At 71.3% G+C, this 23455-nt stretch carries 20 protein-coding genes and 1 pseudogene; 9 read left to right on the top strand and 12 right to left on the bottom strand.

Features of this window, described 5'->3' with window-relative positions; all coding sequences use genetic code 11:
• Positions 1–37: 37 nt before the first annotated feature.
• Positions 38–850, bottom strand: coding sequence for a class I SAM-dependent methyltransferase (locus tag ABZ861_RS27165; RefSeq protein ID WP_361635150.1), 813 nt, complete (start codon positions 848–850; stop codon positions 38–40).
• Between the two features lie 329 nt (positions 851–1179).
• On the opposite strand from ABZ861_RS27165, the gene ABZ861_RS27170 reads away from it, so the two are divergent.
• The gene (locus ABZ861_RS27170; protein ID WP_361635153.1) at positions 1180–2673 is read left to right on the top strand and encodes a glycosyltransferase; all 1494 of its coding nucleotides are present in this window, start codon (positions 1180–1182) and stop codon (positions 2671–2673) included.
• Positions 2666–3184 (top strand): YbjN domain-containing protein, encoded by a 519-nt coding sequence (locus ABZ861_RS27175; protein ID WP_361635156.1) that lies wholly within the window; start codon positions 2666–2668, stop codon positions 3182–3184. The genes ABZ861_RS27170 and ABZ861_RS27175 overlap by 8 nt, the downstream gene beginning before the upstream one ends.
• A gap of 165 nt (positions 3185–3349) precedes the next feature.
• Here ABZ861_RS27175 and ABZ861_RS27180 read toward each other — a convergent pair whose 3' ends face one another.
• On the bottom strand, positions 3350–4768 hold the full coding sequence (locus ABZ861_RS27180) for an MFS transporter (RefSeq protein ID WP_361635159.1): 1419 nt from the start codon (positions 4766–4768) through the stop codon (positions 3350–3352).
• A 186-nt stretch (positions 4769–4954) separates the two neighbouring features.
• Here ABZ861_RS27180 and ABZ861_RS27185 point away from each other — a divergent pair, with 186 nt between their 5' ends.
• A complete protein-coding gene (locus ABZ861_RS27185; RefSeq protein WP_361635162.1) occupies positions 4955–5716 on the top strand; it encodes a phosphoglyceromutase in 762 nt (253 codons plus the stop codon).
• Between the two features lie 96 nt (positions 5717–5812).
• On the opposite strand, the gene ABZ861_RS27190 is transcribed toward ABZ861_RS27185, so the two are convergent.
• The 7 genes from ABZ861_RS27190 to ABZ861_RS27220 form a co-directional block, all read right to left on the bottom strand.
• On the bottom strand, positions 5813–6979 hold the full coding sequence (locus tag ABZ861_RS27190) for a hypothetical protein (protein WP_361635164.1): 1167 nt from the start codon (positions 6977–6979) through the stop codon (positions 5813–5815).
• Positions 6980–7066: 87 nt separating this feature from the next.
• A complete protein-coding gene (gene fxlM / locus ABZ861_RS27195; protein ID WP_361635167.1) occupies positions 7067–9148 on the bottom strand; it encodes a methyltransferase, FxLD system in 2082 nt (693 codons plus the stop codon).
• Between the two features lie 21 nt (positions 9149–9169).
• The gene (locus tag ABZ861_RS27200; protein WP_361635170.1) at positions 9170–10438 is read right to left on the bottom strand and encodes a lanthionine synthetase C family protein; all 1269 of its coding nucleotides are present in this window, start codon (positions 10436–10438) and stop codon (positions 9170–9172) included.
• A complete protein-coding gene (locus ABZ861_RS27205) occupies positions 10435–13389 on the bottom strand; it encodes a lantibiotic dehydratase (protein ID WP_361635173.1) in 2955 nt (984 codons plus the stop codon). The genes ABZ861_RS27200 and ABZ861_RS27205 overlap by 4 nt, the downstream gene beginning before the upstream one ends.
• A gap of 225 nt (positions 13390–13614) precedes the next feature.
• Positions 13615–13797 carry an FxLD family lanthipeptide gene (locus tag ABZ861_RS27210; protein WP_361635176.1) on the bottom strand — a complete coding sequence of 61 codons (183 nt, stop codon included), beginning with the start codon at positions 13795–13797 and terminating at the stop codon, positions 13615–13617.
• 208 nt (positions 13798–14005) lie between these two features.
• Positions 14006–14179: a hypothetical protein gene (locus ABZ861_RS27215; protein ID WP_361635178.1), complete on the bottom strand. Its 174-nt coding sequence runs from the start codon at positions 14177–14179 to the stop codon at positions 14006–14008.
• Positions 14180–14308: 129 nt separating this feature from the next.
• A complete protein-coding gene (locus tag ABZ861_RS27220; RefSeq protein WP_361635181.1) occupies positions 14309–14755 on the bottom strand; it encodes an ATP-binding protein in 447 nt (148 codons plus the stop codon).
• A 224-nt stretch (positions 14756–14979) separates the two neighbouring features.
• Here ABZ861_RS27220 and ABZ861_RS27225 point away from each other — a divergent pair, with 224 nt between their 5' ends.
• From ABZ861_RS27225 to ABZ861_RS27235, 3 genes and pseudogenes are all read left to right on the top strand, one after another.
• Positions 14980–16263: an XRE family transcriptional regulator gene (locus ABZ861_RS27225; protein WP_361635184.1), complete on the top strand. Its 1284-nt coding sequence runs from the start codon at positions 14980–14982 to the stop codon at positions 16261–16263.
• Positions 16260–16799 (top strand): GNAT family N-acetyltransferase, encoded by a 540-nt coding sequence (locus ABZ861_RS27230; protein ID WP_361635187.1) that lies wholly within the window; start codon positions 16260–16262, stop codon positions 16797–16799. Before ABZ861_RS27225 ends, ABZ861_RS27230 begins: the two co-directional genes overlap by 4 nt.
• Before the next feature lie 159 nt (positions 16800–16958).
• Positions 16959–17465: pseudogene (locus tag ABZ861_RS27235) on the top strand (DUF1152 domain-containing protein); the annotation flags it as partial.
• Between the two features lie 87 nt (positions 17466–17552).
• Here ABZ861_RS27235 and ABZ861_RS27240 read toward each other — a convergent pair.
• Positions 17553–17708, bottom strand: coding sequence for a hypothetical protein (locus ABZ861_RS27240; protein ID WP_361635190.1), 156 nt, complete (start codon positions 17706–17708; stop codon positions 17553–17555).
• Between the two features lie 152 nt (positions 17709–17860).
• The gene (gene phoU / locus ABZ861_RS27245) at positions 17861–18562 is read right to left on the bottom strand and encodes a phosphate signaling complex protein PhoU (protein ID WP_361635193.1); all 702 of its coding nucleotides are present in this window, start codon (positions 18560–18562) and stop codon (positions 17861–17863) included.
• A gap of 249 nt (positions 18563–18811) precedes the next feature.
• Between phoU and ABZ861_RS27250 the strand changes: the two genes are divergently transcribed.
• Both ABZ861_RS27250 and ABZ861_RS27255 read left to right on the top strand, forming a co-directional pair.
• A complete protein-coding gene (locus ABZ861_RS27250) occupies positions 18812–20407 on the top strand; it encodes an ATP-binding protein (RefSeq protein WP_361635196.1) in 1596 nt (531 codons plus the stop codon).
• On the top strand, positions 20404–21084 hold the full coding sequence (locus tag ABZ861_RS27255; RefSeq protein WP_076087010.1) for a response regulator transcription factor: 681 nt from the start codon (positions 20404–20406) through the stop codon (positions 21082–21084). The genes ABZ861_RS27250 and ABZ861_RS27255 overlap by 4 nt, the downstream gene beginning before the upstream one ends.
• Positions 21085–21239: 155 nt before the next feature.
• Here the strand turns inward: ABZ861_RS27255 and ABZ861_RS27260 are convergent, their stop codons facing one another.
• Positions 21240–21959 carry a DUF461 domain-containing protein gene (locus tag ABZ861_RS27260; protein ID WP_361635199.1) on the bottom strand — a complete coding sequence of 240 codons (720 nt, stop codon included), beginning with the start codon at positions 21957–21959 and terminating at the stop codon, positions 21240–21242.
• 912 nt (positions 21960–22871) lie between these two features.
• On the opposite strand from ABZ861_RS27260, the gene ABZ861_RS27265 reads away from it, so the two are divergent.
• Positions 22872–23354: a CarD family transcriptional regulator gene (locus tag ABZ861_RS27265; RefSeq protein ID WP_355097881.1), complete on the top strand. Its 483-nt coding sequence runs from the start codon at positions 22872–22874 to the stop codon at positions 23352–23354.
• Positions 23355–23455 lie beyond the last annotated feature (101 nt).

Consider the following 23455-nt stretch of genomic DNA (forward strand, 5'->3'; position numbering starts at 1 on the left):
CCGGGTGCCGTCCAGGCCGCGCGGGCGGGACCGCCGGTCACCTGCGCGGCGCCAACGCCTCCCAGGTCAGCGTCACTTCGCCCTGTCGCCACCGCGTCGGGCCGTCCGTCACCGGCCAGTCGGCCGTCAGGTCGCGCACCGCGCGGATCCAGCGCTGACGGGCGCCGTAGGAGGCGTAGGGCGCGGCGGCGGCCCAGGCGCGGTCGAAGTCGCGCAGGAACGCGTGCACCGGCTCGCCGGGGACGTTGCGGTGGATCAGCGCCTTGGGCAGGCGCTCGGCGAGGTCGGAGGGGCGGTCCAGGGAGCCGAGGCGGGCGGCGAAGGTGACCGTGCGGGGACCCTCGGGGCCGAGCGCGACCCACACGTGCCGCCGCCCGATCTCGTCGCAGGTGCCCTCCACGAGCAGGCCGCCGCGGGTGTGCGCGTCCGCCGGGGCGAGCCGTGCGCGCAGCCGCTCCCAGACGGCGGCGACCTGCTCCTCGTCGTACTGCCGCAGCACGTTCGCCGCGCGGATGAGCTGGGGACGCCGGGGCACGGGCACTTCGAAGCCGCCGTGCCGGAAGACCAGTCCCTCGCGCTCGTAAGGCCGTGCCGCCGCGACCCGGGCCGGGTCGATCTCGACGCCCGCCACCTGCGTGCGGGGGGCGGCGGCGCGCAGCCGGTGCAGCAGTTCGACCGCCGTCCACGGGGAGGCGCCGTAGCCGAGGTCGACGGCCAGCGGTTCGGCGGCGCGCCGCAGCTCGGCGCCGTGCACGGCCGCGATCCAGCGGTCCATGCGACGCAGCCGGTTGGGGTTCGTCGTCCCGCGCGTCACCGTTCCCACGGGGCGGGTCGTAGCGCGGGGACTCATGGATACGAGGGTAGGGGGGCACTCGGCGCGCGACGGGCGCCGGATCGGGCGACTGACGGGGCCGCCGTATCAGGTGACTCCGGAGCGCGAGCCCCAGGACGCCGTACGCGCCCCGACCCGCCGGTGCGGTGCCGGTTGGCCACCCCACCCCGCCCCGGCGACAGCGCGGGCCCCCCGCCCTCAGACCGTTGAGCGACCGTTGAGCGAGAGTCGGCAATGATTGGGCAAAGGAGTCGGAGGCGGAAATGGACCCGTCCCGTTCGGCGTTGTCGCCTGGAGGGCGCACGGCGCCCCGCGACAGGCATGCCCGCAGCAAGGAGGAACGCCCTGTGAGCCAGTACGTCGCCAGGCTCGGGCGGCGCTCCCCGGCGGCGCCTCCGCTGCGGCGGCTGCACCGTCGCCCCCGGCGCGTCGCGATGCTCTCCGTGCACACCTCCCCGCTGCACCAGCCCGGCACCGGCGACGCAGGCGGCATGAACGTCTACATAGTGGAGCTGGCCCAGCGGCTGGCGGCGCTCGGCATCGAGGTGGAGGTCTTCACCCGGGCGACCGCGGGCGGCCTGGCGCCCACCGTGCAGCTCGCCCCCGGCGTGCTCGTCCGGCACGTCGACGCCGGGCCCTACGAGGGCCTGGCCAAGGAGGATCTGCCCGCCCAGCTCTGCGCCTTCACCCACGGCGTGATGCAGGCATGGGCCGGCCACCGCCCCGGCTACTACGACCTCGTGCACTCGCACTACTGGCTCTCCGGCCACGTCGGCTGGCTCGCCGCCCAGCGCTGGGGGGTGCCCCTGGTGCACGCCATGCACACCATGGCCAAGGTCAAGAACGCCAGCCTGGCCGACGGCGACGCCCCCGAGCCGGCCGCCCGCGTGATCGGCGAGACGCAGATCGTCGCCGCCGCCGACCGGCTGATCGCCAACACCGACGACGAGGCGGAGGAGCTGGTCCGGCACTACACGGCCGACCGGGACAAGGTGGCCGTGGTCCACCCGGGCGTGAACCTCAGCCGCTTCCGCCCGTTCCCCCAGGTCCCGGACCTCGGCACGCCCCGGCCGACGCAAACCGCTGCTGCTGGCCCTGCTGGCCCTGCTGCCCCTGCTGGCCTTGCTGCCGCGGCTGACCCCACGGCCCCCCTGGCTCCCGCGTCCCCCATCGCCCTCACTGCTCCCACCGCCCTCACCGCCCGCGCCGCCGCCCGGCAGCGCCTCGGCCTGCCCCAGGACGCCCTGATCCCGCTGTTCGCCGGCCGCATACAGCCGCTCAAGGCGCCCGACGTGCTGCTCAGGGCCGTCGGAGTCCTGCTCGACCAGCGGCCCGAGCTGCGCTCCCGCATCGTGGTCCCGGTCGTCGGCGGCCCCAGCGGCAGCGGCCTGGCCAAGCCCGAGGGGCTCCAGAAGCTGGCCGCCCGGCTGGGCATCGCCGACGTGGTGCGGTTCCGTCCGCCGGTCGGGCAGGAGCAGCTCGCCGACTGGTTCCGCGCCGCGTCCGTGCTGGTCATGCCGTCCTACAGCGAGTCCTTCGGACTGGTCGCGATCGAGGCGCAGGCGGCCGGGACGCCGGTCCTCGCGGCGGCGGTCGGCGGCCTTCCGGTCGCCGTGCGCGACGGCGAGAGCGGCTTCCTCGTACGGGGCCACGACCCGGCCGCCTACGCCCGCGTGCTGCGCGACCTCGCCGACGACCCGGCCCTGGTGGAGCGCATGGGCGCCGCCGCCGCCCGGCACGCGCAGTCCTTCGGCTGGGACGCCTCGGCGGCGGCCACCGCCGACGTGTACACGGCCGCGCTGCACGCCCACCGCCGTCGCGTACGCTCCCCCCATGGGTAAGTCCACGGACGACGCGGAGCAGCGGCGGGCGGCGCAGGCCATCGAGGACGTCCTGAAGGACGCCGAGCTGGAGTGGGAGAGTTCCGGTCCCGGCGCCTACGTCGTGAAGCTCCCCGGCGTCCGCAAGCTCTCCACCACCCTGTCGATGATCGTCGGCCGCCACTCGCTCTCCCTGAACGCCTTCGTCGTCCGGCACCCCGACGAGAACGAGTCGGGCGTCCACCGCTGGCTGCTGGAGCGCAACCTCAAGCTGTACGGCGTCAGTTACGCCGTCGACCGGCACGGCGACGTCTACGTCACCGGCCGGCTGCCCCTGTCCGCGGTGACCCCCGAGGAGGTCGACCGCCTCCTCGGCCAGGTGCTGGAGGCCGCCGACGACAGCTTCAACACGCTGCTGGAACTGGGTTTCGCGTCCGCGATCCGCCGGGAGTACGCGTGGCGCGTGTCCCGGGGCGAGTCGACGCGGAACCTGGAGGCGTTCGAGCACCTGACGCGGCGCCCTTCGGACTGAGTCCGCGAGGCGCCCTCCGTCAGCCGTCCTCCGTCTTTCGTCAGCCGTCCTCCGTCAGCCTTCAGCCGTCCTCCGTCAGCCGTCAGCCGTACGCCGTCGGCCGTTCCGCCGAGGAAGCCGGTGCTGGAGGAGGCCGCTGACGTCAGCCGAGCCCACCCACCGGTGTCAGCCAGCGTGGGCCTGGGCCCCGGCCGTCCTGCCCTCCGCGTCCAGGAGGCCGTCCGCGTCCATGGGGACGGCCGCGTCCGTGGCGGCGTCCGCGTCCCGGAGGACGTCAGCGCCCTCGCGGGCGTCCCCGGCCCGGCCTGGTGCGTCCTCCGCGCCGCCCGCCGCCCGTACCCTCTCGCCGCGGTCGGCCTCGGGCAGGCGGCGCATCAGCGTCCCGTAGCCGAGGGCGGCGGCCGTGCCGAGGGCCGCGCAGGCGCCCCACAGCCACGCGGCGCCGAGACGGTCGATGACCGTGCCGGACATCAGCGGGGCGACGAGGGCGGCGACCGACCAGGACAGGCTGTAGACGCCCTGGTAGCGGCCGCGTCCGTGCACCGGCGAGAGCCGGACGACCAGTCCCGTCTGGGTCGGCGCGTTGATCATCTCGCCGAGCGTCCAGACGCACACCGCGAGCGCGAAGGCGCCGACCGACCCGGCGAAGGCGGTGAGCCCGAAGCCGTACCCGGCGAGCAGCGAGGAGACGACGAGCAGCCGCTTGGGGTCGCGGTGCTCGATGAGCCGGGTGAGGGGGATCTGGAGGGCCACGATGAGCAGGCCGTTGACGGCCAGGGCCAGGCCGTAGTCGGCGGGCGCGAACCCGGAGCGCCCCATGGCGATCGGCAGGCCGACCGAGCCCTGCTGGAAGACGAGCGCGACGAGGAAGGACAGTCCGACGACGCTCATGAACCGCCCGTCGCGCAGCACGGTGGACAGCCGTACGGCGCCGGATGCGGCGGGGTGCGCGGTGCCGTGTGCCGCGCCGTGCGGGGTCGGCGCCGCCGCCGGCCGGGACTCGGGCACCCGCAGGAAGACCACGATCGCGCAGGCCAGGGTCATGCCGGCCTCGATCAGGAAGCCGGCGAGATAGCTGAACTCGGCGATGAAGCCGGCCGCCGAGGAGGAGACGGCGAAGCCGAGGTTGATCGCCCAGTAGTTCAGCGAGAACGCCCGGACCCGGTCCTCGGGCCGCACGATGTCCGCCATCATCGCCTGCACGGCGGGCCGCGAGGCGTTGCTCGCCATGCCGACGAGGAACGCGACGGCGGCGATGGAGACCGGGTCGCGCGCGAAGCCGAGCAGGGTGACGCTGGCGGCCGTGGCGGACTGGGCGATGAGCAGCGTCGGCCGCCGCCCGAACCGGTCGGCCATCACCCCGCCGCCGAGCGAGGCGACGACGCCGCCGAGCCCGTGCAGCGACGCGACGAGGCCGGCGTAGGAGGCGGAGTAGCCGCGGTCGAGGGTCAGGTACAGCGCCATGAACGTGGCGACGAAGGCCCCGAGCCGGTTGACCAGGGTGCTGGTCCACAGCCACCAGAACTCGCGGGGCAGCCCGGAGACGGCCTCGCGGGCGGCACGGCGGAGACTGGCGGCGGACATGGGCGACCTCTGGAGGTGTAAGTGGCTGAGTGGTCAAGAGAATCTTACGAGACGACAAGATCGGGGAGCCACTCGATTAACGGATCCCGTCAACCGGCGGGGGCGCGAGGGGGAGGCGCACTGGGCCACGGGCGGGCCCGCGGGCGGCCGGGACCGGGCTCGAATGCGTGGATTACGCTCTGGGACATGGCCGACGCACCGTACAAGCTGATCCTGCTCCGCCACGGCGAGAGCGAGTGGAACGAGAAGAACCTGTTCACCGGCTGGGTGGACGTCAATCTCACCCCGAAGGGCGAGAAGGAGGCGATCCGCGGCGGCGAGCTGCTGAAGGACGCCGGCCTGCTCCCGGACGTGGTCCACACCTCCCTCCTGAAGCGCGCCATCCGCACGGGGCAGCTCGCCTTGGAGGCCGCCGACCGCCTCTGGATCCCGGTGCACCGTTCCTGGCGGCTGAACGAGCGCCACTACGGCGCCCTCCAGGGCAAGGACAAGGCGCAGACCCTCGCCGAGTACGGCGAGGAGCAGTTCATGCTGTGGCGCCGCTCCTACGACACCCCGCCCCCGCCGCTGCCCCGCGACGCCGAGTACTCCCAGTTCCACGACGCGCGCTACGCGGACCTCCCGCCCGAGCTGCGCCCGCAGACGGAGTGCCTGAAGGACGTCGTCGTCCGCATGCTCCCGTACTGGTACGACAACGTCGTCCCCGACCTCCTCGACGGCCGCACGGTCCTGCTCGCCGCCCACGGCAACAGCCTGCGCGCCCTGGTCAAGCACCTGGACGACATCTCGGACGCGGACATCGCGAGCCTGAACATCCCCACGGGCATCCCGCTCTCCTACGAGCTGGACGCCGACTTCAAGCCGCTCGTCCCCGGCGGCAGGTACCTCGACCCGGAGACGGCCGCAGCGGCCATCGAGGCGGTCAAGAACCAGGGCAAGAAGAAGTAACCTTCGTGATCATGCTCCTGAGCTGCGCGCATGGCGCGACTCAGGGGCATTTTCGCGGCCTGGGACCGCTGTGGGCCCCGGTTCTAACTGCCCGTCCTAGACGTCTTTCGCTTCGGCCCCGGCCCGCTGGGCCCTCTCTGTAAGGGCTGCACGTCCGAGGTCTGAGGGGCGTGCAAGGCTTTCCCGGATCACGCTGTCGCTGGCGCGGAGTGCCGCCGTCAGCTCTCCTTTCAGCTCGTCCGGCATGGTCCCTGCCCCGAGGGCGCAGGAACGCACCAGTGCGCGGCAGTCCTGTGCCTGCCGGTCCGTGGCGATCGCGGTGAACAGATGGTGCGCCAGGATTTCGCGGGCCGCATAGCCGTCTTCGGCATCCGTCGTCCTGCGGTGGAGGTCCTCGACGACGCGGTGCACGGCGGCCGAGTCGTCGGAACCGATCGCGTCGAGGACGGTAAGTCCGAGCCGGGTGTCGAAGACGGTCATCCCAGGCTCGGACCGGCGCTCAAGACAGGTGGCTGCCAGGTCCGCCAGGTGGCCGTCGACCGGCTGCCGGGCGTCGCGGCGGCACAGGACGGTGAGGCATGCCGTAACGGCCCGCTCCCACGGATCACCGGGCATCGTGTCGGCGAGGAGAACACCGGCCCGTGCCGTGTCACCCTCAACGAGGGCGGCGAGTACGGCGACTTGACGCCCGTCGAGCATCCGCTCGCCTACGCCGCGGTGAGCTTCGATGTGGGTCAGGGCCTCGGCCCAGCGTCCCTCGGTCGTGAACGTGCGCGCGCCGTCGGCGAGGAGCACGCGCCACAACCACGCACGGACCTCGTGGCGGTCCTCATCCGTCACCGTAAGGTCCGCCGGAACCTCGACACCGTCGAACTGAGCATGCGCACTCGCCTCGACAGCAACGTACAGGTCGAGCAGCCGCTGACGGCCCGCATCGGCGTGACCGCCTCGGATCTGGAGGCGGGCGAGGTTGACGACGGGTTCCAGGCCGCGAATCGCGCTCATGGCGGGCAGAGGGCAGGCATGGAGGTAGGCGTCGGCGTGCTCGTGGCACATCTCGCGTGCCAGGTCGGGAAGGTCGAGATCGGAGGCGACGAGCGCGGCCTGGTTGTAGACGGATGAAGCCAGCCCCTGATCGGTCTTCTTCACCGCGGCGTCCGCCAGGTCGACGAGCGCGCGCACGCGCTTGCGCAGGGGAAGGCAGGCAGGCCGGAATCGGGCGACAAGCGGGAAGCGCTGAGCTGTGGAGCCGTGCGGGTCCATGGACTCCCCCGGGTGTGAGTGAGAGCGGGCGGGACGACGGTGGCCGCCAGTGCACGCCGGCGGCCACCTTCCCCTCCGCGTGGGACGTCACCGCCAGTCGACGACGATGCGGTTCAGCGGGGTGTCGAGCGTGAAGAGGCCGGCGCGCTGCTCGATCGCGGGGGCGTCGAGGGGCTGGATCTCGAACGCGGCCTCGCGATCCCGGTACTCCAGGTCCCATGTACGTGTGGCTGCTGCGACCTTCGCCGCCAGTTCCTCGCTGCCGGGGCCGTGGCCGATGACCCCGAACTCCCACAGCTTGCCGCCCTCGGAGGTCTTCTTCTCCGACAGACGCCGGGCGAGGTAGGTGACGGCGCCCTCGTCGACGGCTGCGGTCGAGGAAAGGTAGGGGTCCTCGGTGAGCAGAGTGCCCTTGGCCGCTTGCGGAAACAGCATCCGGATCAGGCCGGAGGGAAGGGAGCAGCTCAGGAAGAGTTCCATCCACTCCGGCGACTCCATGGCGCGGAACGTCACGCCCGTCCACTCCTCGGTGCGCGGCTCGCGCAGGACGTCGGCGAGGGCCTGTGCGTCGATGCTCTGCCCGGCAGGGGCTTGGAGCCGTACGGTTCCGTCCGTGCTGAGCGGGATGACTCGGCGGTCGTCGTCTGCGATGCCCCGCCGGAGCGGCATGAAGGTGTTCATCTGGCTGCCGAGGGACAGCCACCGGCCGTCGCGCTGCTCGTAGGCGATGGACCGGGACACCGTGCCCTTGAGGCGCTGCGGAACGAGGAGCCGGCCGCCGGGGGCGAGTTGCTGAAGCCACGCATGCGGCACGCCGTGTGCGCCCACGGTGGCGATGATCCGGTCGTACGGCGCGCCTTCCGCGTAGCCGAGGGCACCGTCCCGCGTCACCGTCTCGACGTTGGTGATCGCGGCGGAAGAGAGATGCGCGCGGGCGCCCTCCACGAGGTCGCCGTCGACATCGAGCGTGGTGACGTGCCCGCTCTCACCGACCAGTTGGGCGAGCAGTCCCGCGTTGTAGCCGCTTCCGGCGCCGAGTTCGAGAATGCGCTCGCCGGGCTGAGCGTCGAGCTGGTCCAGCATGAGGGCGACCACGCCCGGCTGGGAGGCGCAGGAGATCGAACTGCCGTCGGTGTCGTACTTGATGTGCACCGGCGCGTTGGCGTACGCGTCTTCGAGCCGCGCACCGGGGACGAACGCGTGACGGGGCACGGTCCGCAACGCGCTCTCGACGGCGGGCGTGCGAGCGTTTCCGTCAGCGCGAAGCTGGTCGACCAAGGCGTTGCGGAGGCGCTCGGCATCAGACGTGGGGGTGGTGATCGCGTCGGTGTTCACCGCTTTCACGCTATCGGCGTTCGTCGTCGACTCGGTCTGCGACGCGGTGTGGTCACTCGTTCCCATGACTGCCTTTCGTGCGATGTCGGACAGGGCGCTCTGGTCTTCCCGGAGGAGACCGGCGCGGTTGGCGTGGAAGATGACGTGGTGGGTGATGACGGCGCGCAGACCGCGCGTGAGCGCGCCGCATTGCGCGAGGTCGGCAAGTGCGGCCCCCGCCCGTTCGAATGCGGTCACCCATGCGCCGTGCCCGTGCAGCGGGCCGTCCCGGCGGGAGAGGCCATGGGCATCGGCGGTCATGAGCTTCCGGACTGACGGGATGAGTTCGACGACTCGTGCGGGTGACAGAGCACTCGTGACCGGCCGGAGGGCGGCGACCTTCGCCCATACGTCGCCCTGTTCGAACCAGTCGAGTCCGGCGCCGCGCATCATGGCACTCGCCAGCAGGACCGCGGTTTCCCGGCGTCCCAGGTGCTCCGGGCCTGGCTGGTAGGTGAGCAGGTGGCGGCAGTCGCTGTGGAACAGTCCGTGGGCGGCGTCCGTGGCGTCCGGGCCGCCGAACGTCTCGGTCTCGGGTTCGTAGACGCATGGCAGCCACGACACGACCACCCCATCGCCCACGAGATCACTCAGTGACGACTCGACGTCCGGGGAGGGTTCGTCGGCCAGGTATCGCAGCGGCCAGGGCTGCTTGTTCATGAACCACCAGCCGGTGAGCTGACCCTTGTCCTCGGCAGCGATCAGAGCGGGCCCGAGGCGTTCGTCGATGGCGCGCCGGGCGCTCTCCCGGTCGCTGAAGGTGATGTTGTGCTGCTGCCAGCGGTCAGGAGGCATGGAAGTCCTTCGGTCGGTGAATCAGGCGACGAGCAGGCAGGCGTCCCAGGCGGTCCGGGGCGGTACGGCAGTTCCGGCCGCGAGGAGGGCCAGGGCTGTGCCTGCGGCGCCGTCGAGCAGACCGGGACCGACTCCTCCTGCGCCGCTGACGAACGCCGCGGCCGTGCGTTCGAGGTCGCTCTCCGGCGGCCAGATCGCGGCCAGAAGCGCCGGGATCGCGGCGCGGAGTCGGCCAGCGGTCGAAGGATGGGCGTCTTCGGCCGCGCGGACGGCGATGTGCACAAGACCGGCGAAGCCGTGGCAGAGTCCGTTGTCCGCCGTGGCTCCGAGCTGGCCTGGCTCGGTGAGGGCGGCGGCGAGCGCGTTCTCCGCCCCGATCTGGCGATCAGTGTCCCCTGTGGCGAGCGCGGCGAGTTGCCGGGCGCGGGCGAGGCCAGCGGTGCCGTAGCACCAGGACGGCCGCCGGGGCCCGGACGGGACGATGCGGCCGGTACGCAGCTCGCTCCGGGTGATCCAGTACGGCCAGGCCGGTCCTTTGCCCGTCTCCTCCTGCCAGCGGTCGAGCCAGGCCAGGACGGCGCGCAAAGCTCCGTGCCGCCCGTTGGTGACGGCGCCTTTCCGAGCTGCGAGAGCCAAGAGCGCGAGCACCCCGCCGACGCCGTGTGCCATGCCGCTGTTGGCGTGCCCGCCCGGGAATCGTCCGTCCGGGCTGCCCGAGGGCCCGGTTGCGCACCACCACCCCGGAAGGATTTCGCCACTGTGGGTGATCGGTTCGGTGAGGCGTACGCAGTAGTCCAGGACATCGCGGATCGTGAGGCCGCCCGGGTCACGGCGTAGAAGGTAGGCGCCGTATCCGGTCAGGCCCCGGATGGCGTCGAACTCGGCGAGCTGAGGCAGGCCCCCGGCATCCATACGGCGGTGCGCGGCGTCGAGACGGCGTCTGACGTCGATCTCGATCTGCCGGTCCATCGCGCCCAAGGCCCGCTGGTAGGAGCCTGGGAGACGGTCGGCGGCGCAGGAAAGAGCGTGCGCGAAGGCGGGCATTCCATAGAAAGGGTGACTGTCGGGTCCGGTCGTGAGAAGCCCCTGGGACCCGGCGGCGAGCCAGTTGTGCGCTCGCTGCCACGGTCCTAGACCGTTCGCGGCCCGCTCGATGTGGAGAAGCGCGATACCGGGCGGCCCGTAGGCGAGGTGTTGCCGGTGTGCCTGAAAGACGGAAGACGCCGTGTCAGGGTCCGCGAGCCGCACGGCAACCGCATCTACCAGGTCGAGCATGGGGTGAACGGTCACGACGGCCTCCCGGCAGTCCGGGCGGTCCACGCCAGAGCCGCGGCACGCGCCAGATAGAGGCACACCTCTTCCTCGGGGAAGTTCACGGCCACGTGTCGCACGAAGTGGACGTGCAGGAGGGAGGTCAGGACGTCGTCGACGGCGATGCCCCGGGTGTCCGGGCCGGGAAAGTGTGACCGGTACGCGGCGAGCGCCGCATCGCGCTCTGCCCATTCCGGCACGACGACGTCTCCACCCTGGGCTTCGCGCAGGGCGGCCCAGTCGTCGGCCGGATCGGCGAACCGTACGGCCTCGCTGAACTGCGTACGGTGAACGGGCGCGGGCGCTGTCGGCGGGATGTGGTCGGTCAGCCAGCGCATCGCGGCCGCGGTGCTGCCGAGGAACGCGGAGGCGATGGCCACGGTGTGGGCCGCCACCAGCACGCGTTGCGCTGGTCTCTGCGGCTCTGCGAGCTGGGCCAGGACGGCGCGCGAGTCTGCGCGGAACACTTCCTCGGCCGCCTCCCATGCGGCATTCGAGCCCCAACGGCCCATCTCCCGGTAGGAGGTCGGGTAGCGCAGGTCTGCCAGCAAACCGGCGCCGCGCAGGTCGTCGGCCCACACGCTCACGGTGTGCGCAGTCTGAGCGAAGGTTCCGCCGTCGGAGAGGGCGATGCGCACGCGGAGGTGCTGGTCCGGGTCACGGAAGCGGATGAACCACCAGGGCGGGCTGCCCAGTCGTTCGAGGAGGCCGGGAAGGTGCTGCGTGAGCAGGATGTCCTGGCGGCGGGCGTCTCCGTGCAGGGCGGCGAGCAGTACCGAGGAAGCGGCGGGCGTCTGCGTCTGAGCCGACGAGAGGACGCGAGCCTGGGTGGGGACGGGCAGGGGCGGCCAGGACGGCGATCGGGTCGCCTTGAGCGGCACCACGACCTCGTGCGGCCGCCCGCCGCACCAGCCGTACGCTCCGGGTTCCGGAGCCTCGTCGAGCAGAGCGGAGTGCGTACGGTCGAGGCGCCGGCGCAGGAGCGTCCGATGGCCGGCCTCGTCCAGGTCGAGGAAGAGTCGCCGGTCGTCCTCGACGAGAAGCGCACGGCGAGGCAGCCGCCGCCGGGCCCGCCATTCGACGAACGCGTTGTCCCACTCATCCCGGGGGCACGCGCGACCGGGCAGTTCGGAAGCCTCCAGGCGCCAGCGCGCCGGGGCCAACACCGTGCGCCCGTACCGCAGGCGTGGCAGGAACGGCATCGCTGCTGCGACGCCCCAGTCGAAGACGGTGACCTGTGCGCACTGGGCGCGGGACAGCTCGGTGAGGAACCGTGCCAGCGGCGGAGTGTGCGTGTGCAGGTTCAGCGCGTTCATGCCGACGGCCTCGACACGGTGGCCCCGTTGTGGAGCGGCCAGGTACATGCGGCGGCCGTCGCACCCGACGGCCAGATCCTCCGGGGTGAGGACGGTGTCCTTCGGTGCGCGGTGCTCCTGGAGGCTGATCACCGTGGGCGCAATCTGAGGAGCGCGGGTGACGTGAGCGCTCTCCGGAAGAAGCGGCGGAAAGGAGAGCTGGGCGGACACGGTGTCGCTGTCCGCGGCCGGAAGATCGGCCAGCTCAGCGGCAAGAGCCTGACGCCCGAGAGGGGCCAGGACGCCGAGGAACCGACCTGTCGAAACGCCGGCTCCGCGCGACACACTCGCGATCTCCAGCCGGAATCGCCCGCGCTGCAAGTCTTCCAAGCCGGTGGCGTGCACTCGCACCCCCACCTCCAGATGCGGCGGCAGTCGTGGCTCGTCCGGCCCCACGTCCAGGGCGGCGATCTGTTCGTCGGTGAGCACGACCTCGTCGCAGCCGTCGAGCGCGGCGTCCTGCGCCAGGCGGACAAGGGCGTCATCCCGAGCGGAGACGCGAGGCCGACGCGCACCGGCGGGGGCGCCCGGGTAGCCATCCGGATAGCCGGTCCCGCTGTCCGCGACGGCCTCCGTGAGCGGCACCATCGTGCCGATGCCGTACCGCTCGTAGAAGCGCTGATGGTAGGCGTTCCAGGAGGCTGCTCCATAGGGGCGGCCGCTCACCCGGGTCAGGATGAAGGCGGCACGCTCGATCTCCCGGGCCACTTCCTCCGGCAGAACCATCTGCGCATCCAGCCGCAGGTCAAGTGCTACGGGGTGGCGGCGCAGGCCGGGCAGGAGAGTTCGCATCCGCGCGGCGACGCTGTCCCGGCCAGCGCGCGTGAGGCACTCCTCCAGGTCTTTCCGGATCGCACGCAGCTCGCGTCCGATCTCCGCGGCCGGTGCGTTGCCTTCGACGCCCGTCGCACCGAGTTGCTCCACCAGATGCCCGAGGGCGTCGATCTCGGTGCTGGGGGCGTGCAGGCTCGTGATCAACACGCGCCGCCGGATCAGCTCCGCCAGCAGACGGCGCGCTTTATCCGGGGCCGCCTCGGGGAACTCCGCCCGTAACTTCGCCACGAGGGCTCCGCAGCGAATCGGAGTCCGGCTTGCGGCCAGGACCGCACGCACCGGTCCTGTCAGGGTCAGGGATGCCTCGACCGCACGCCTCCGGTCGTCCTTGGCATCGGATTGGAACGGCACGATGAGCCGGTCTCCACGGCTCGTCACGGTGTTGTTGACGACCACGGGCAGCCGGTCGAGGAGTTCTGGGCAGGACTCAAGCCGTTCGATCACAGCGGCCAGCCACTCGGCCCCGGCACGACCAACGGCTACGTGCTCCTCGCCCCATTCCGCACGCGCCTGCGGGCCGAATTCCGCAGTGGTCACACCGGCGAACAGGCCGAAGGGCGTCGCCCGGTGCTGGGCCCGCAGCAGGTAGCGGGCCAGCGACAGCGTCGCGCGCCGTACGTCTCGACGGAGAGGGTTCTCAGCCGCGCACACGGCTCGTACCTGCGTGGCCAGGGCCGGGCTGGAGTGCTCTACGGCCTCGGCGATGTCCTGGTCAGTCCAGACCTCGCGAAGCCACGTCACACAGGCGGATGAGCCGTCGGGCGAGCGGTCATCAGGGTCAGGGCACGGAGGAGCAGGCAGAGACCGGCGGGCCACGGCACGCACGAGAGCCGTGGAACCGGCTCGGAACGCTGTGGGCAGAGGGACCACCGAAGACCTCCGTGGGCAACGGGACGGGCGGCTGGCGCCGCCGCGCTGAGACGCGACGACACCAGACCGAAGGTGAGCTTGTACGCGGGTCAGGCGTCAGGCGGCGTTGGTGATGCAAGCGCCGCAGGTGGAACCGCAGTTGTCGTCGGTCAGGTTGACCAGACCTGCCGGGTCAGCGATCTCGACGAGCGAGACGTCCAGGTCGAATCCGTCTGACGCACCCGCAATCTGGGGGCGTACTGCTTCGGTACGGCTCGGCACCACGGTGCTGCGTGTCATGCTGCAACTCCTTGTCGTTGTCTGTCGTTGCTGAGCTGGGCTGAAGTGCCCACCAGAAGCCGTCCGAGGAGCGCTGCCGGGACAACTCCTCCTCGCGGGCGGTTCCGGTCCACCCGGCGGGAGGGAATGCGGCCCGCACAGAGATCCGGTCGGACCGCCCACCCACGCCAGGAAGTCGAGTACAAGGGCCTGATCAAGCGGAAGCCGATCAGTGCCCCATGAAGTAGGCGAGAGCCTGGGCCTTGAGACGTTCGAGGCACGGCTCACACGCGCAGAAGGGGGCGTGCTGCCCGTCCCACTGCACGGGACCGAGCCAGATCACCGTCACTCCGGTGCGTTCGCAGCCGAGCCAGCAGTCACCGGTGATCCATGACGAATCCATCGAGGAACGGCCCTTCCCCCACCGGTCGAGGCGGTCGATCAGGGGGCCTGATGCCCGGCGGCGCCGGCCCAGAGCTGAAACGGCGAGCGGACGAAAGCCCGAAGAGGCGAAGGCGCCTCAGCCGGGCTCTCACTCGTCGCCCTCGGTGTGCAGTTCGGCCCAGACCTCTTTGCCCCGCAGACACCTGCCCGAACTCTGAAGGTCACAGCCCCAGTGGTCGGCAACGGCATCGATGAGGAGCAGTCCGCGACCCGACTCGTCTTCCTCGCCCGCGTGGCTCAGCACCGGCAGCCGCGTCGGCTCCTCGTCCACGATCCCGATACGTACCCGTGTCGCGCTGGGCCGCCCGACAACGAGACGGACCTCGGGGCACGGGGTGTGCCTGGACGCGTTGGCGATCAACTCCGTGATGATCAACTCGGCACGGTCGGCTAGGTCGTCGAGGTGCCATATTCCGAGAATCCCCCGGACGAGCTTGCGCCCGACCTCGGCCGTGGACGGCTCGCACGGGAAGGTCTCGCTGTACGTGGGATGGCTGGCGAGGGCCGTCTCCACTGGTTTCTTCAGACTCGGCATGGGATGGAGCCTTCGTGTCGTCTCGGCGCTCGCTCCGCCCCTGTGCTCTTCGTGGGCGGACCGAGCCGTCAACAGCCACTCGCGAAGAGCGACCGACAACCAGATAACTCCGTTGTCTGGAACCCTGGTTAGGGCGTTCAAGCGCCCCTCCGAGGGCCTGCCATAGGGCGTTTTGGTCTCTCCTTTACCTGGCGGCTGGAGAGTGCGCGGGCTACCGTGCCCGCATGGACGCGATCCGCAACACAGTCCTTGAAACGTGGATGACCGAACACGGCTACAGCTCGAACAGCCTGGCCGAAGCCGTGAACCAGGCCGTTGAACGGTTGTCCGGACGTGTGGGCGGTCTCGACGGATCATCGGTACGGGCGTGGAAGGCGGGCCGGGTTTCCTGGCCGAAGTCGTTGACCCGTAACGCCCTTGAGGACGTCACTGGCTTACCCGCCGTCGCTTTAGGGTTCGTGCCACGGGGCCGGCCTTCGCCCGCTCCAGCGTCACCGCAGCAAGAGGAGCCCGACATGAAGCGCCGTACCCTCGTCGGCGGCATCGCAGCAGCGGCTGCCGCAGCAGCCGCGCCAGGCATCGCATCGCGGCGCCGTATCGGCATGAGCGATGTGAACCGCCTGAACAAGCGCTTCGCCGAGATCGTCGCCAGCGACCACCGCCACGGCGGCCAACTCGGCATCGAGGAGCGAGCTGCCGCCCTCGCTGACGAGGCACTGAACCTTCAGAACACCGGCAGTGCCACCCAGCGCGTGCGCAGCAGCCTCTACGCCTCCGCAGCCGCGTTCCGCTCCTCGGCGATGTGGGCCGCCATCGACGGCCGACGCTACGACGTCGCCAAAGCGCACATGCGCGAAGCCCAAGCTCTCGCTGAGATGTCCGGCGACCAGGCGATCAAGTTCCGGATCTGGAGCCACGCCGGCACCATGTACCGCCATATGGGCCGCCCCGCCGACGCACTCGCGGCCAACGACGTGGCCCGCAACCTCCACCTCACGCGTCGGGACCCATTGTTCGCCAGTCTCGGCCATGCCCGACAGGCCGCCACCCTCGGCCTCACCGGGGACACCGCAGCCGTACAGCACGCCCTCGGTTGCGCTCAGGACGCACTCGCACGTGCCACTTCAGATCTGGCCCGCCCGGTGTGGATGGCTGCTGTCCGCGATGGTGCCGAGCTTGCAACACTCGCTCTCTCCGCGCATCTGCGCCTCGGCAGCTTCGAGGAAGCCGAATCGCACGCCCACAGGAGTCTGACTTTGCTCCATCCCCGAATGCAGCGTGACCGAGCCATCAACTCCGCACGGCTTGCTCACGCCCAGCTCGGGCAGGGCGACGCCGACGCTGCCACGGCCACCGCGATGAAGATTTCCGTGGAGGCTGCCGTCCGGCATGCACGCGTGTCGCGCATGCTCCAGGAGTTCGGCGCCGCCCTGCGCGCCAAGGCACCGGGCAGCGCCACCGTCCGGACCTGGACTGAACACACCACTAGCTGGAGGACAGCCGCATGACGACGGTGCCCGCCATCGAACTGCGCACGTTCACCATCCTCGACACCGTCCGCGGCGATCTCCTCGATGTTTACGCCGACGTGCGTGCCCCGCTGCTGCACCTGCCGAACTACGCCGTCACCGCGTTCGGCGAACGTCTGGATCGACACGGAGCTGAGCCAGGGTTCACAGCCGTGCTCGCATACTCGGACGGTCAGCCGGTCGGCTTCGTGTACGGCAACACTCTCCGGCACGGCGACCGCTACTGGCAGCGCATCAGTCCGGAGCCTGCAAAGAAGTACACCGAGCGTCCAGCCGTGGCGCTCAAGGAGGGCGGCGTTCGGCCGGCCTGGCGCAAGACCGGCACAGCCCGGCGCATCCATGACGCCCTTCTCGCCAGACGCGACGAACCGTACGTCACGCTCATGGTCAACCGCGCCGCCGGCGACGGAAAGGTTCACGCGCTCTACAAGTCATGGGGATACGAGGACATCGGCCAGAGCCAGCCATCACCGGCCTCGCCTGTGCTCACAGTGATGATTCGGGCCAGTCGATGACCGGCCCCCAAGACTGAACCCGTCCCGGGTTCGCTGGGTAACCGTCATACCTGCGACGCGAACACCCACGCTGTGGGCGGGGCAGTAAGGACGTGAACACCCACGCTGTCGGCGGGGCAGTAAGAGGGGCACCCCTAAAGCCTGCTAGGGATCGGTGGCGTCCTGGACTGGCATCCCTCAGATGTGACAGCCATGCTCGCCGCCACCGCCCGCGGAGTCCGCGGGATCTGCGAGGTGCGCGACGCCGGCCTGTCCGTTCCCCTCACCGACGAGGGACCCACGGTCCACGAGGTCGACCTGGACGACGCGGTGAGCCGCAACGCCCTCGCCCGCGCCCTCATGACCACCGCCACCCTGGACGAGGCCGAGGCGCACAGCCGTGAGATCTGCGGCTTCTCGGAGATCGACCACGAGCGTGCCAAGGCAGCGTGGCTCACGGAACGGCCTTCGACGACTCTGGACGCGGGACGCGTGCTGGCTCAGCTCGACACGTTCGCGCGAGAAGCCAGGCGCCGCGGCGTCACGCACACGACCTTCCGCCGCCTCACCGAGGCTCTGGGGCTGCCGAGCGGCCAGCGCGAGCGCCTGCGCGCCCTGCTCGTCGAGAGCGAGCCGCACCGGCACGCGGCGCCGCTGTGGGAGGTGTCGGCGGTCGCGGGGGAGTAGCCGGACCCCGAGCGACCCGCCGTCGAGCGCGTGGGCGCGGGGTGCGGCCGACCTGGCCGCACCCCGCGCCCCGTTCGCCGCGCGTCGTCAGCCGCACTGACACGGCGCGCCCGACTGGCAGCCGCAGCCGCAGCCGGAACCGCAGCCGCAGGCGGCCAGAAGCGGGAGGCTTCTGGTCTCCGCGGGCTGCTCGGTCTCCTGGTGCCGTGCGGGATCGGGCGTGGTGCTGGGGGATTCGGCCATGGGTCCCTCCTCGACGCTGATGCCGGTGTCCATTGCATGCCCGCTCGGCCCGGCGCTTCAACGGCGCACAGAGGCTTACCCGCACTCCGGGGGCGTACGCCTGCCCGCCCCGGCGCCCCAGACGCCCCCGGCACCCCTCCCGCCTCGGGGGGCTACTTGCCCTCCACCGCCGTCACCGGCTTGATGTCCGGCTTGGAGTCCGCCTGGAGGTCGTCCGCGTGCTCGCCCGTGACCAGGTAGACGACGCGCTTGGCGACGGCCACCGCGTGGTCGGCGTAGCGCTCGTAGTAGCGGCCGAGCAGGGTGACGTCCACGGCCGTCTCGATGCCGTGCTTCCAGCGGTCGTCGATCAGGTGCTGGAACAGGGTGCGGTGCAGGAGGTCCATCTCGTCGTCGTCCTGCTCCAACTGGAGCGCCAGGTCGACGTCCTTGGTCACGATCACCTCGGCCGCCTTCGCCATCAGGCGCTGGGCGAGCTGGCCCATCTCCAGCACGGTGGCGGCCAGGTCGAGCGGGACCGCGCACTCGGGGAAGCGCAGCCGGGCCAGCTTGGCGACGTGCTGGGCGAGGTCGCCCGAACGCTCCAGGTCGGCCGACATGCGCAGCGAGGTCACGACGATCCGCAGGTCCGTGGCCACCGGCTGCTGCCGGGCCAGCAGTGCTATGGCCCGAGCCTCCAGGTCGTGCTGGAGTTCGTCGACCCTCTGGTCGGCTTCGATCACGCTCTCGGCCAGCTTCAGGTCGGAGTCGAGGATGGCGGTCGTGGCGCGCCCGATCGCGGAGCCGACCAGCCGGGCCATCTCCACCAGTCCGTCGCCGATCGAGTCCAGTTCCTCGTGGTACGCGTCCCGCATCAGGGTTCCCTCTCGTGCGTTTCTTTTTCAGGGGCTGCAAGGGGTGGCACTCCCCGTGACGGCCGGCGGCCGTCCCGGTGACAAACCAGCGGTGCGAACCCCACGCTCCCACGTTCCGGCCCGTACGCGTCCGTTTCCGCCCTCCCAAATGAATCATCCCTGGCCTGAAGGTGAACTCTGGGCGACGAGTGTTCGAGGTCGCACTCCGATGGCTGCGGACATGTCGTACCCCGTGCCTAACCTGGGGGCATGGACGTGAACGCGGCGGTCGCCGCAGCGGCGGCGATCGTCGGAGTGCTCACCGGCGTCATCGCCGTGCTGGCGTTCCGCTTCAGTGAGCGCGAGCAGAAGCGTCCCACGCGCACCTCGCTGCACACCGACCCGGTACTCCCGCCCGGCGTGGACACGGTGCTGTCCGTGCTGCGCTCCTCCGCCGTCGTCCTCGACGAGGCCGACGCGGTCGTCAAGGCCAGCTCCGCGGCGTACGCGCTGGGACTGGTGCGCGGCGGCAAGCTGGCGGTCGAGCCGATGATCCAGATGGCCCGGGACACCCGCCGGGACGGGGAGATACGGCAGGCCGAGCTGGACCTGCCCCGGCGCGGCACCGGGCGCGGCGAGGCCCTCGCCGTCTCGGCGCGCGTCGCGCCCCTGGGGTCCCGGCTGGTGCTGCTGCTCGTGGAGGACCTGACCGAGGCCCGTCGGATCGAAGCCGTACGGCGCGACTTCGTCGCCAATGTGAGCCACGAGCTGAAGACGCCGGTCGGCGCCCTCTCCCTCCTCTCCGAGGCCGTCATGGACGCCTCCGACGACCCCGAGGCGGTGGAGCGCTTCGCCGGGCGGATGCAGATCGAGGCGACCCGGCTGACCAACCTGGTGCAGGAGCTGATCGACCTCTCCCGGGTCCAGAACGACGACCCGCTGGAGGACGCCGAGCCGGTCCGCGTCGACGAACTCGTGGCCGAGGCCATCGACCGCTGCCGCCACCAGGCCGGGACCAAGCAGATCACCATGGCCACCGGCGGCACCGCCGACCTGCGGGTGTGGGGCAACCGCGGCCAGTTGGCCGCCGCGCTCGGCAACCTCGTGGAGAACGCCGTCAACTACTCCCCGGCCCGCACGCGGGTCGGCATCGCCGCGCGCCGGGTGGCCGCGGCCGGCGGCGACCTCATCGAGATCGCCGTGACCGACCAGGGCATCGGCATCTCCGAGAAGGACAAGGAGCGCGTCTTCGAGCGCTTCTACCGCGTCGATCCGGCCCGCTCCCGGGCCACCGGCGGCACTGGCCTGGGCCTCGCGATCGTGAAGCACGTGGCCGCCTCGCACGGCGGGGAGGTCACGGTGTGGAGCGCCGAGGGCCAGGGGTCCACCTTCACGCTGCGGCTGCCCGAGGCGGCGGCGGCCCGCGAGGCCCGCGACCGGAACCGGAACCGGGATCAGGACCGGGACCGCGCCCAGCAGCACCCCGCCGTCGACGAGGAGGCCGAGGGGAAGAGGGGTGAGGAGACCGCCGAGGCCGCGAAGGCCAAGGGGGCCGAGAGGGTCGAGGGCGCCGAGGAAGGCGTGCGGCGCCCCGCCGAAGCCCCAGCCCCGCAGCCGCCTCGGTCGTCCGACTCGTCCCAGCGACCCCAGCCGCCTCGGTCGCCCGACTCGCTCCAGCCTCCTCGGTCGGCCGCGTCGCCCCAGCCGTCCCGGTCGGCCCTGTCCGCCGCGTCGGACCGATCCGCCGCCGCGTCGGACCGATCCGCCCCGGCCGCCGCGTCTACCTCTTCCTCTTCTTCACCTTCTTCTTCACCCGAGAAGTCGTCCCCGTACGCTTCGCTTCCCGCCCCGGAGGTCCTTCCGTGACCCGAGTGCTCGTCGTCGAGGACGAGGAGTCCTTCTCCGACGCTCTGTCGTACATGCTCCGCAAGGAGGGCTTCGAGGTCGCCGTCGCGGCCACCGGCCCCGACGGGCTCGACGAGTTCGAGCGCAACGGCGCCGACCTCGTCCTCCTCGACCTGATGCTGCCGGGGCTGCCCGGCACGGAGGTGTGCCGCCAACTGCGCGGCCGCTCCAACGTCCCGGTGATCATGGTGACCGCCAAGGACAGCGAGATCGACAAGGTCGTCGGCCTGGAGATAGGGGCCGACGACTACGTGACGAAGCCCTTCTCCTCCCGCGAGCTGGTCGCCCGGATCCGCGCGGTGCTGCGTCGGCGCGGCGAGCCGGAGGAGGTCGCCCCGGCGGCTCTGGAGGCCGGCCCGGTCCGCATGGACGTCGACCGGCACGTCGTCACGGTCTCCGGGTCCAAGGTGGACCTGCCGCTGAAGGAGTTCGACCTCCTGGAGATGCTGCTGCGCAACGCCGGGCGCGTGCTGACCCGCATGCAGCTCATCGACCGGGTCTGGGGCGCCGACTACGTGGGCGACACCAAGACGCTCGACGTGCACGTCAAGCGCCTGCGCGCCAAGATCGAGCCGGACCCGGGCGCCCCGCGCTACCTGGTCACGGTCCGCGGACTCGGCTACAAGTTCGAGCCGTAGGAGTTCCCGGCCGCGGGATTCCGGCCGTAGGAGTCACGGCGGCCGTAGGCGGTCCGCCGCAGGACGCCGCGGACAGGCGTCTACGGCACAGGGGCGGCGCCCTCCCTGGGAGGGCGCCGCCCCTGTGCGTGCCGCGGCGCGTGCCGCGGGCGGAGTCAGTGCCCCGCGGCCGACTGGGACGCCGAGTCGCTCGGCGCCGCCGAGGAGCCGGACCCGGTGTCGGCGGCGCCGCCCGGCTGGGCCGAGCCGGAGGCGTTCGGCTTGCCCGTGGGCGTCGCCGACGGCGACTGCGGCTTGCCGGGCTTGCTGGGCTTTCCGGACGGGGACGCCGCCGCGGAGCCCGGGGCGCCCGCGGCCGCCGGCATGCTGGACGGGCCCCACTTGTCGAAGTAGTTCTGGGCCGGCACGACGAAGGCGTTCAGGTTCACGTCGCCGGTCTTGGAGAAGGCGAACGTCATCTTCTGCGCGTTGCCGTCCTGCACGGCCTGGCCCGGGTCGGTCAGCGCGGCGGAGGCGTTGCCCTTGCCGCCGATGATCAGCGAGCCGTGCGCGGGAACCGTCAGCTTGCCCTTGCCCTGCGCCGGGGTGAGCTGGGCGGCGCCGCCGCCGGCGAGGCGGACGGCGTCCAGCGTCTGGTCGTCGTCGCCGTTGTTGAAGAGGGTGGCCGAGACGACCGCCGGGCCCTTGGTCTGGGCGCCGGGCTGGGTGATGATCACCGCGTTCTGGACCCGGAGGACCCCGACCGTGACGGCCGCGTTGTCCGGCTCGATCTCCAGCGTCTGGGCATCGGTTCCGGCGCCGCAGGCGGCGAGCGAGGCGATCGAGAACGCGATGGCGGCGGCGGCGAGGGCGCCGCGTCGAAGGCTGCTGCTCACGGCGGCGGCAACTCCTTGAACGTGGGCGGAACAGGGCGGCTCTCTGATAAAGCGGCCCTAAGCGTCTGTCAGCGGGCTTAGGTTACCGAGCCGTTCCCACGGCCTCGCACCCGACCCGCCCCAGGCGGGCCGGGGAACGTGTCGTACGGCGTCCTGTAGGGGGCTCGTACGGGACCCGTAGGGGACCCGGAGGCTTCGAGCGTGCCCCCGCGGCGCTCGCCTCGCGCCTCCCCCGCACGGCCCTCCCCCGCACGGCCCTCCCCCGCACGGCCCTCCCCCGCACGGCCCTCCCCCGCACGGCCCTCCCCCGCACGGCCCCCTCCGCGCGGGGGAGGCGCTCGCCCGCGCGGCGGTTCGCCGTGCCGCCGTCCGTCATTCACCTCAGCGCTCCCTGCTCTCCGCCCCGCCTTACCGCAGCGGAAACCCGCCCCTTCGCTCTCGCCTCGCCGCCGTGGATTTCCGCGCCGGAATGCCGTGCGGTCGTCCGAAAAACCGGTCATCGGATCACGGTGATCGCCACGACCGTCCTGATCACTGTGATCACTGTGATCGCCGAGTGCGGGGCAGGCTCTCTTCCGGCGCGGGCTGAGATCAATTCCGGATTCGTCGTCGTCCGGAGGCGTCCCCGATCACCGAACGGAGTAGCGGAAGTCGAGCACATGGGACCGGTCGAAAGGGATTTTCCAGACGTTTGGCCGACTGCTCGGATGTGTGTAACGTACGCGATTCACCCCGTGCGAACAGCCCCTCCGACCTGCGCATACCCCCTTCCCGTCGGCTCGCGCGACCCTCTCGAAGCACGTCCCGGTGACAGTTGTCAAGCCCCGAGATGTGCCCTGACCTGCGAAAACGCCATTCAGAAGACGCCGTTTCCGTGTTACTCTGGATAGCCACGGAAGGGGTACCTGTCACATGACGTTCAAGGTTGGCGACACCGTGGTCTATCCCCATCACGGGGCCGCGCTGATCGAGGCCATCGAGACTCGTCAGATCAAAGGCGTGGACAAGACCTACTTGGTGCTGAAGGTCGCCCAGGGTGACCTGACGGTACGTGTGCCAGCGGACAATGCGGAGTTCGTCGGCGTGCGTGATGTGGTCGGTCAGGACGGACTGGACCGGGTCTTCGAGGTGCTGCGCGCCGCGTACGCCGAGGAGCCCACGAACTGGTCGCGTCGTTACAAGGCAAACCTGGAGAAGCTCGCCTCCGGCGATGTCATCAAGGTCGCGGAAGTCGTGCGCGACCTGTGGCGTCGTGAGCGCGAGCGCGGACTGTCCGCCGGAGAGAAGCGCATGCTCGCCAAGGCCCGCCAGATCCTGGTGAGCGAGCTGGCTCTCGCGGAGAACACGAACGAGGACAAGGCGGAGGCCCTGCTCGACGAGGTCCTCGCGTCCTGACGCGGGCGGCGGCGACGCTCGCCTCAGTCCCCCTCAGCGCACCGACATGCCGCGGTGCCCGATGACGAGATCGCAGAGATCCCGTCGACGGGTACGGCGGC

The sequence above is a fragment of the Streptomyces sp. NPDC046985 genome (assembly GCF_040644415.1).
In the GTDB taxonomy this organism is placed as follows: domain Bacteria; phylum Actinomycetota; class Actinomycetes; order Streptomycetales; family Streptomycetaceae; genus Streptomyces.

What these genes read in the sequence shown, in the direction of transcription:
- ABZ861_RS27230 (WP_361635187.1), top strand. Translation starts at nt 16,260, where the DNA reads ATGACGACGGTGCCCGCCATCGAACTGCGCACGTTCACCATCCTCGAC.
- ABZ861_RS27225 (WP_361635184.1), top strand. Translation starts at nt 14,980, where the DNA reads ATGGACGCGATCCGCAACACAGTCCTTGAAACGTGGATGACCGAACAC.
- ABZ861_RS27185 (WP_361635162.1), top strand. Translation starts at nt 4,955, where the DNA reads ATGGCCGACGCACCGTACAAGCTGATCCTGCTCCGCCACGGCGAGAGC.
- fxlM (WP_361635167.1), bottom strand. Translation starts at nt 9,148, where the DNA reads ATGCCTCCTGACCGCTGGCAGCAGCACAACATCACCTTCAGCGACCGG.
- ABZ861_RS27265 (WP_355097881.1), top strand. Translation starts at nt 22,872, where the DNA reads ATGACGTTCAAGGTTGGCGACACCGTGGTCTATCCCCATCACGGGGCC.
- ABZ861_RS27220 (WP_361635181.1), bottom strand. Translation starts at nt 14,755, where the DNA reads ATGCCGAGTCTGAAGAAACCAGTGGAGACGGCCCTCGCCAGCCATCCC.
- phoU (WP_361635193.1), bottom strand. Translation starts at nt 18,562, where the DNA reads ATGCGGGACGCGTACCACGAGGAACTGGACTCGATCGGCGACGGACTG.
- ABZ861_RS27210 (WP_361635176.1), bottom strand. Translation starts at nt 13,797, where the DNA reads ATGACACGCAGCACCGTGGTGCCGAGCCGTACCGAAGCAGTACGCCCC.
- ABZ861_RS27190 (WP_361635164.1), bottom strand. Translation starts at nt 6,979, where the DNA reads ATGGACCCGCACGGCTCCACAGCTCAGCGCTTCCCGCTTGTCGCCCGA.
- ABZ861_RS27250 (WP_361635196.1), top strand. Translation starts at nt 18,812, where the DNA reads ATGGACGTGAACGCGGCGGTCGCCGCAGCGGCGGCGATCGTCGGAGTG.
- ABZ861_RS27175 (WP_361635156.1), top strand. Translation starts at nt 2,666, where the DNA reads ATGGGTAAGTCCACGGACGACGCGGAGCAGCGGCGGGCGGCGCAGGCC.
- ABZ861_RS27180 (WP_361635159.1), bottom strand. Translation starts at nt 4,768, where the DNA reads ATGTCCGCCGCCAGTCTCCGCCGTGCCGCCCGCGAGGCCGTCTCCGGG.
- ABZ861_RS27240 (WP_361635190.1), bottom strand. Translation starts at nt 17,708, where the DNA reads ATGGCCGAATCCCCCAGCACCACGCCCGATCCCGCACGGCACCAGGAG.
- ABZ861_RS27215 (WP_361635178.1), bottom strand. Translation starts at nt 14,179, where the DNA reads ATGGATTCGTCATGGATCACCGGTGACTGCTGGCTCGGCTGCGAACGC.
- ABZ861_RS27165 (WP_361635150.1), bottom strand. Translation starts at nt 850, where the DNA reads ATGAGTCCCCGCGCTACGACCCGCCCCGTGGGAACGGTGACGCGCGGG.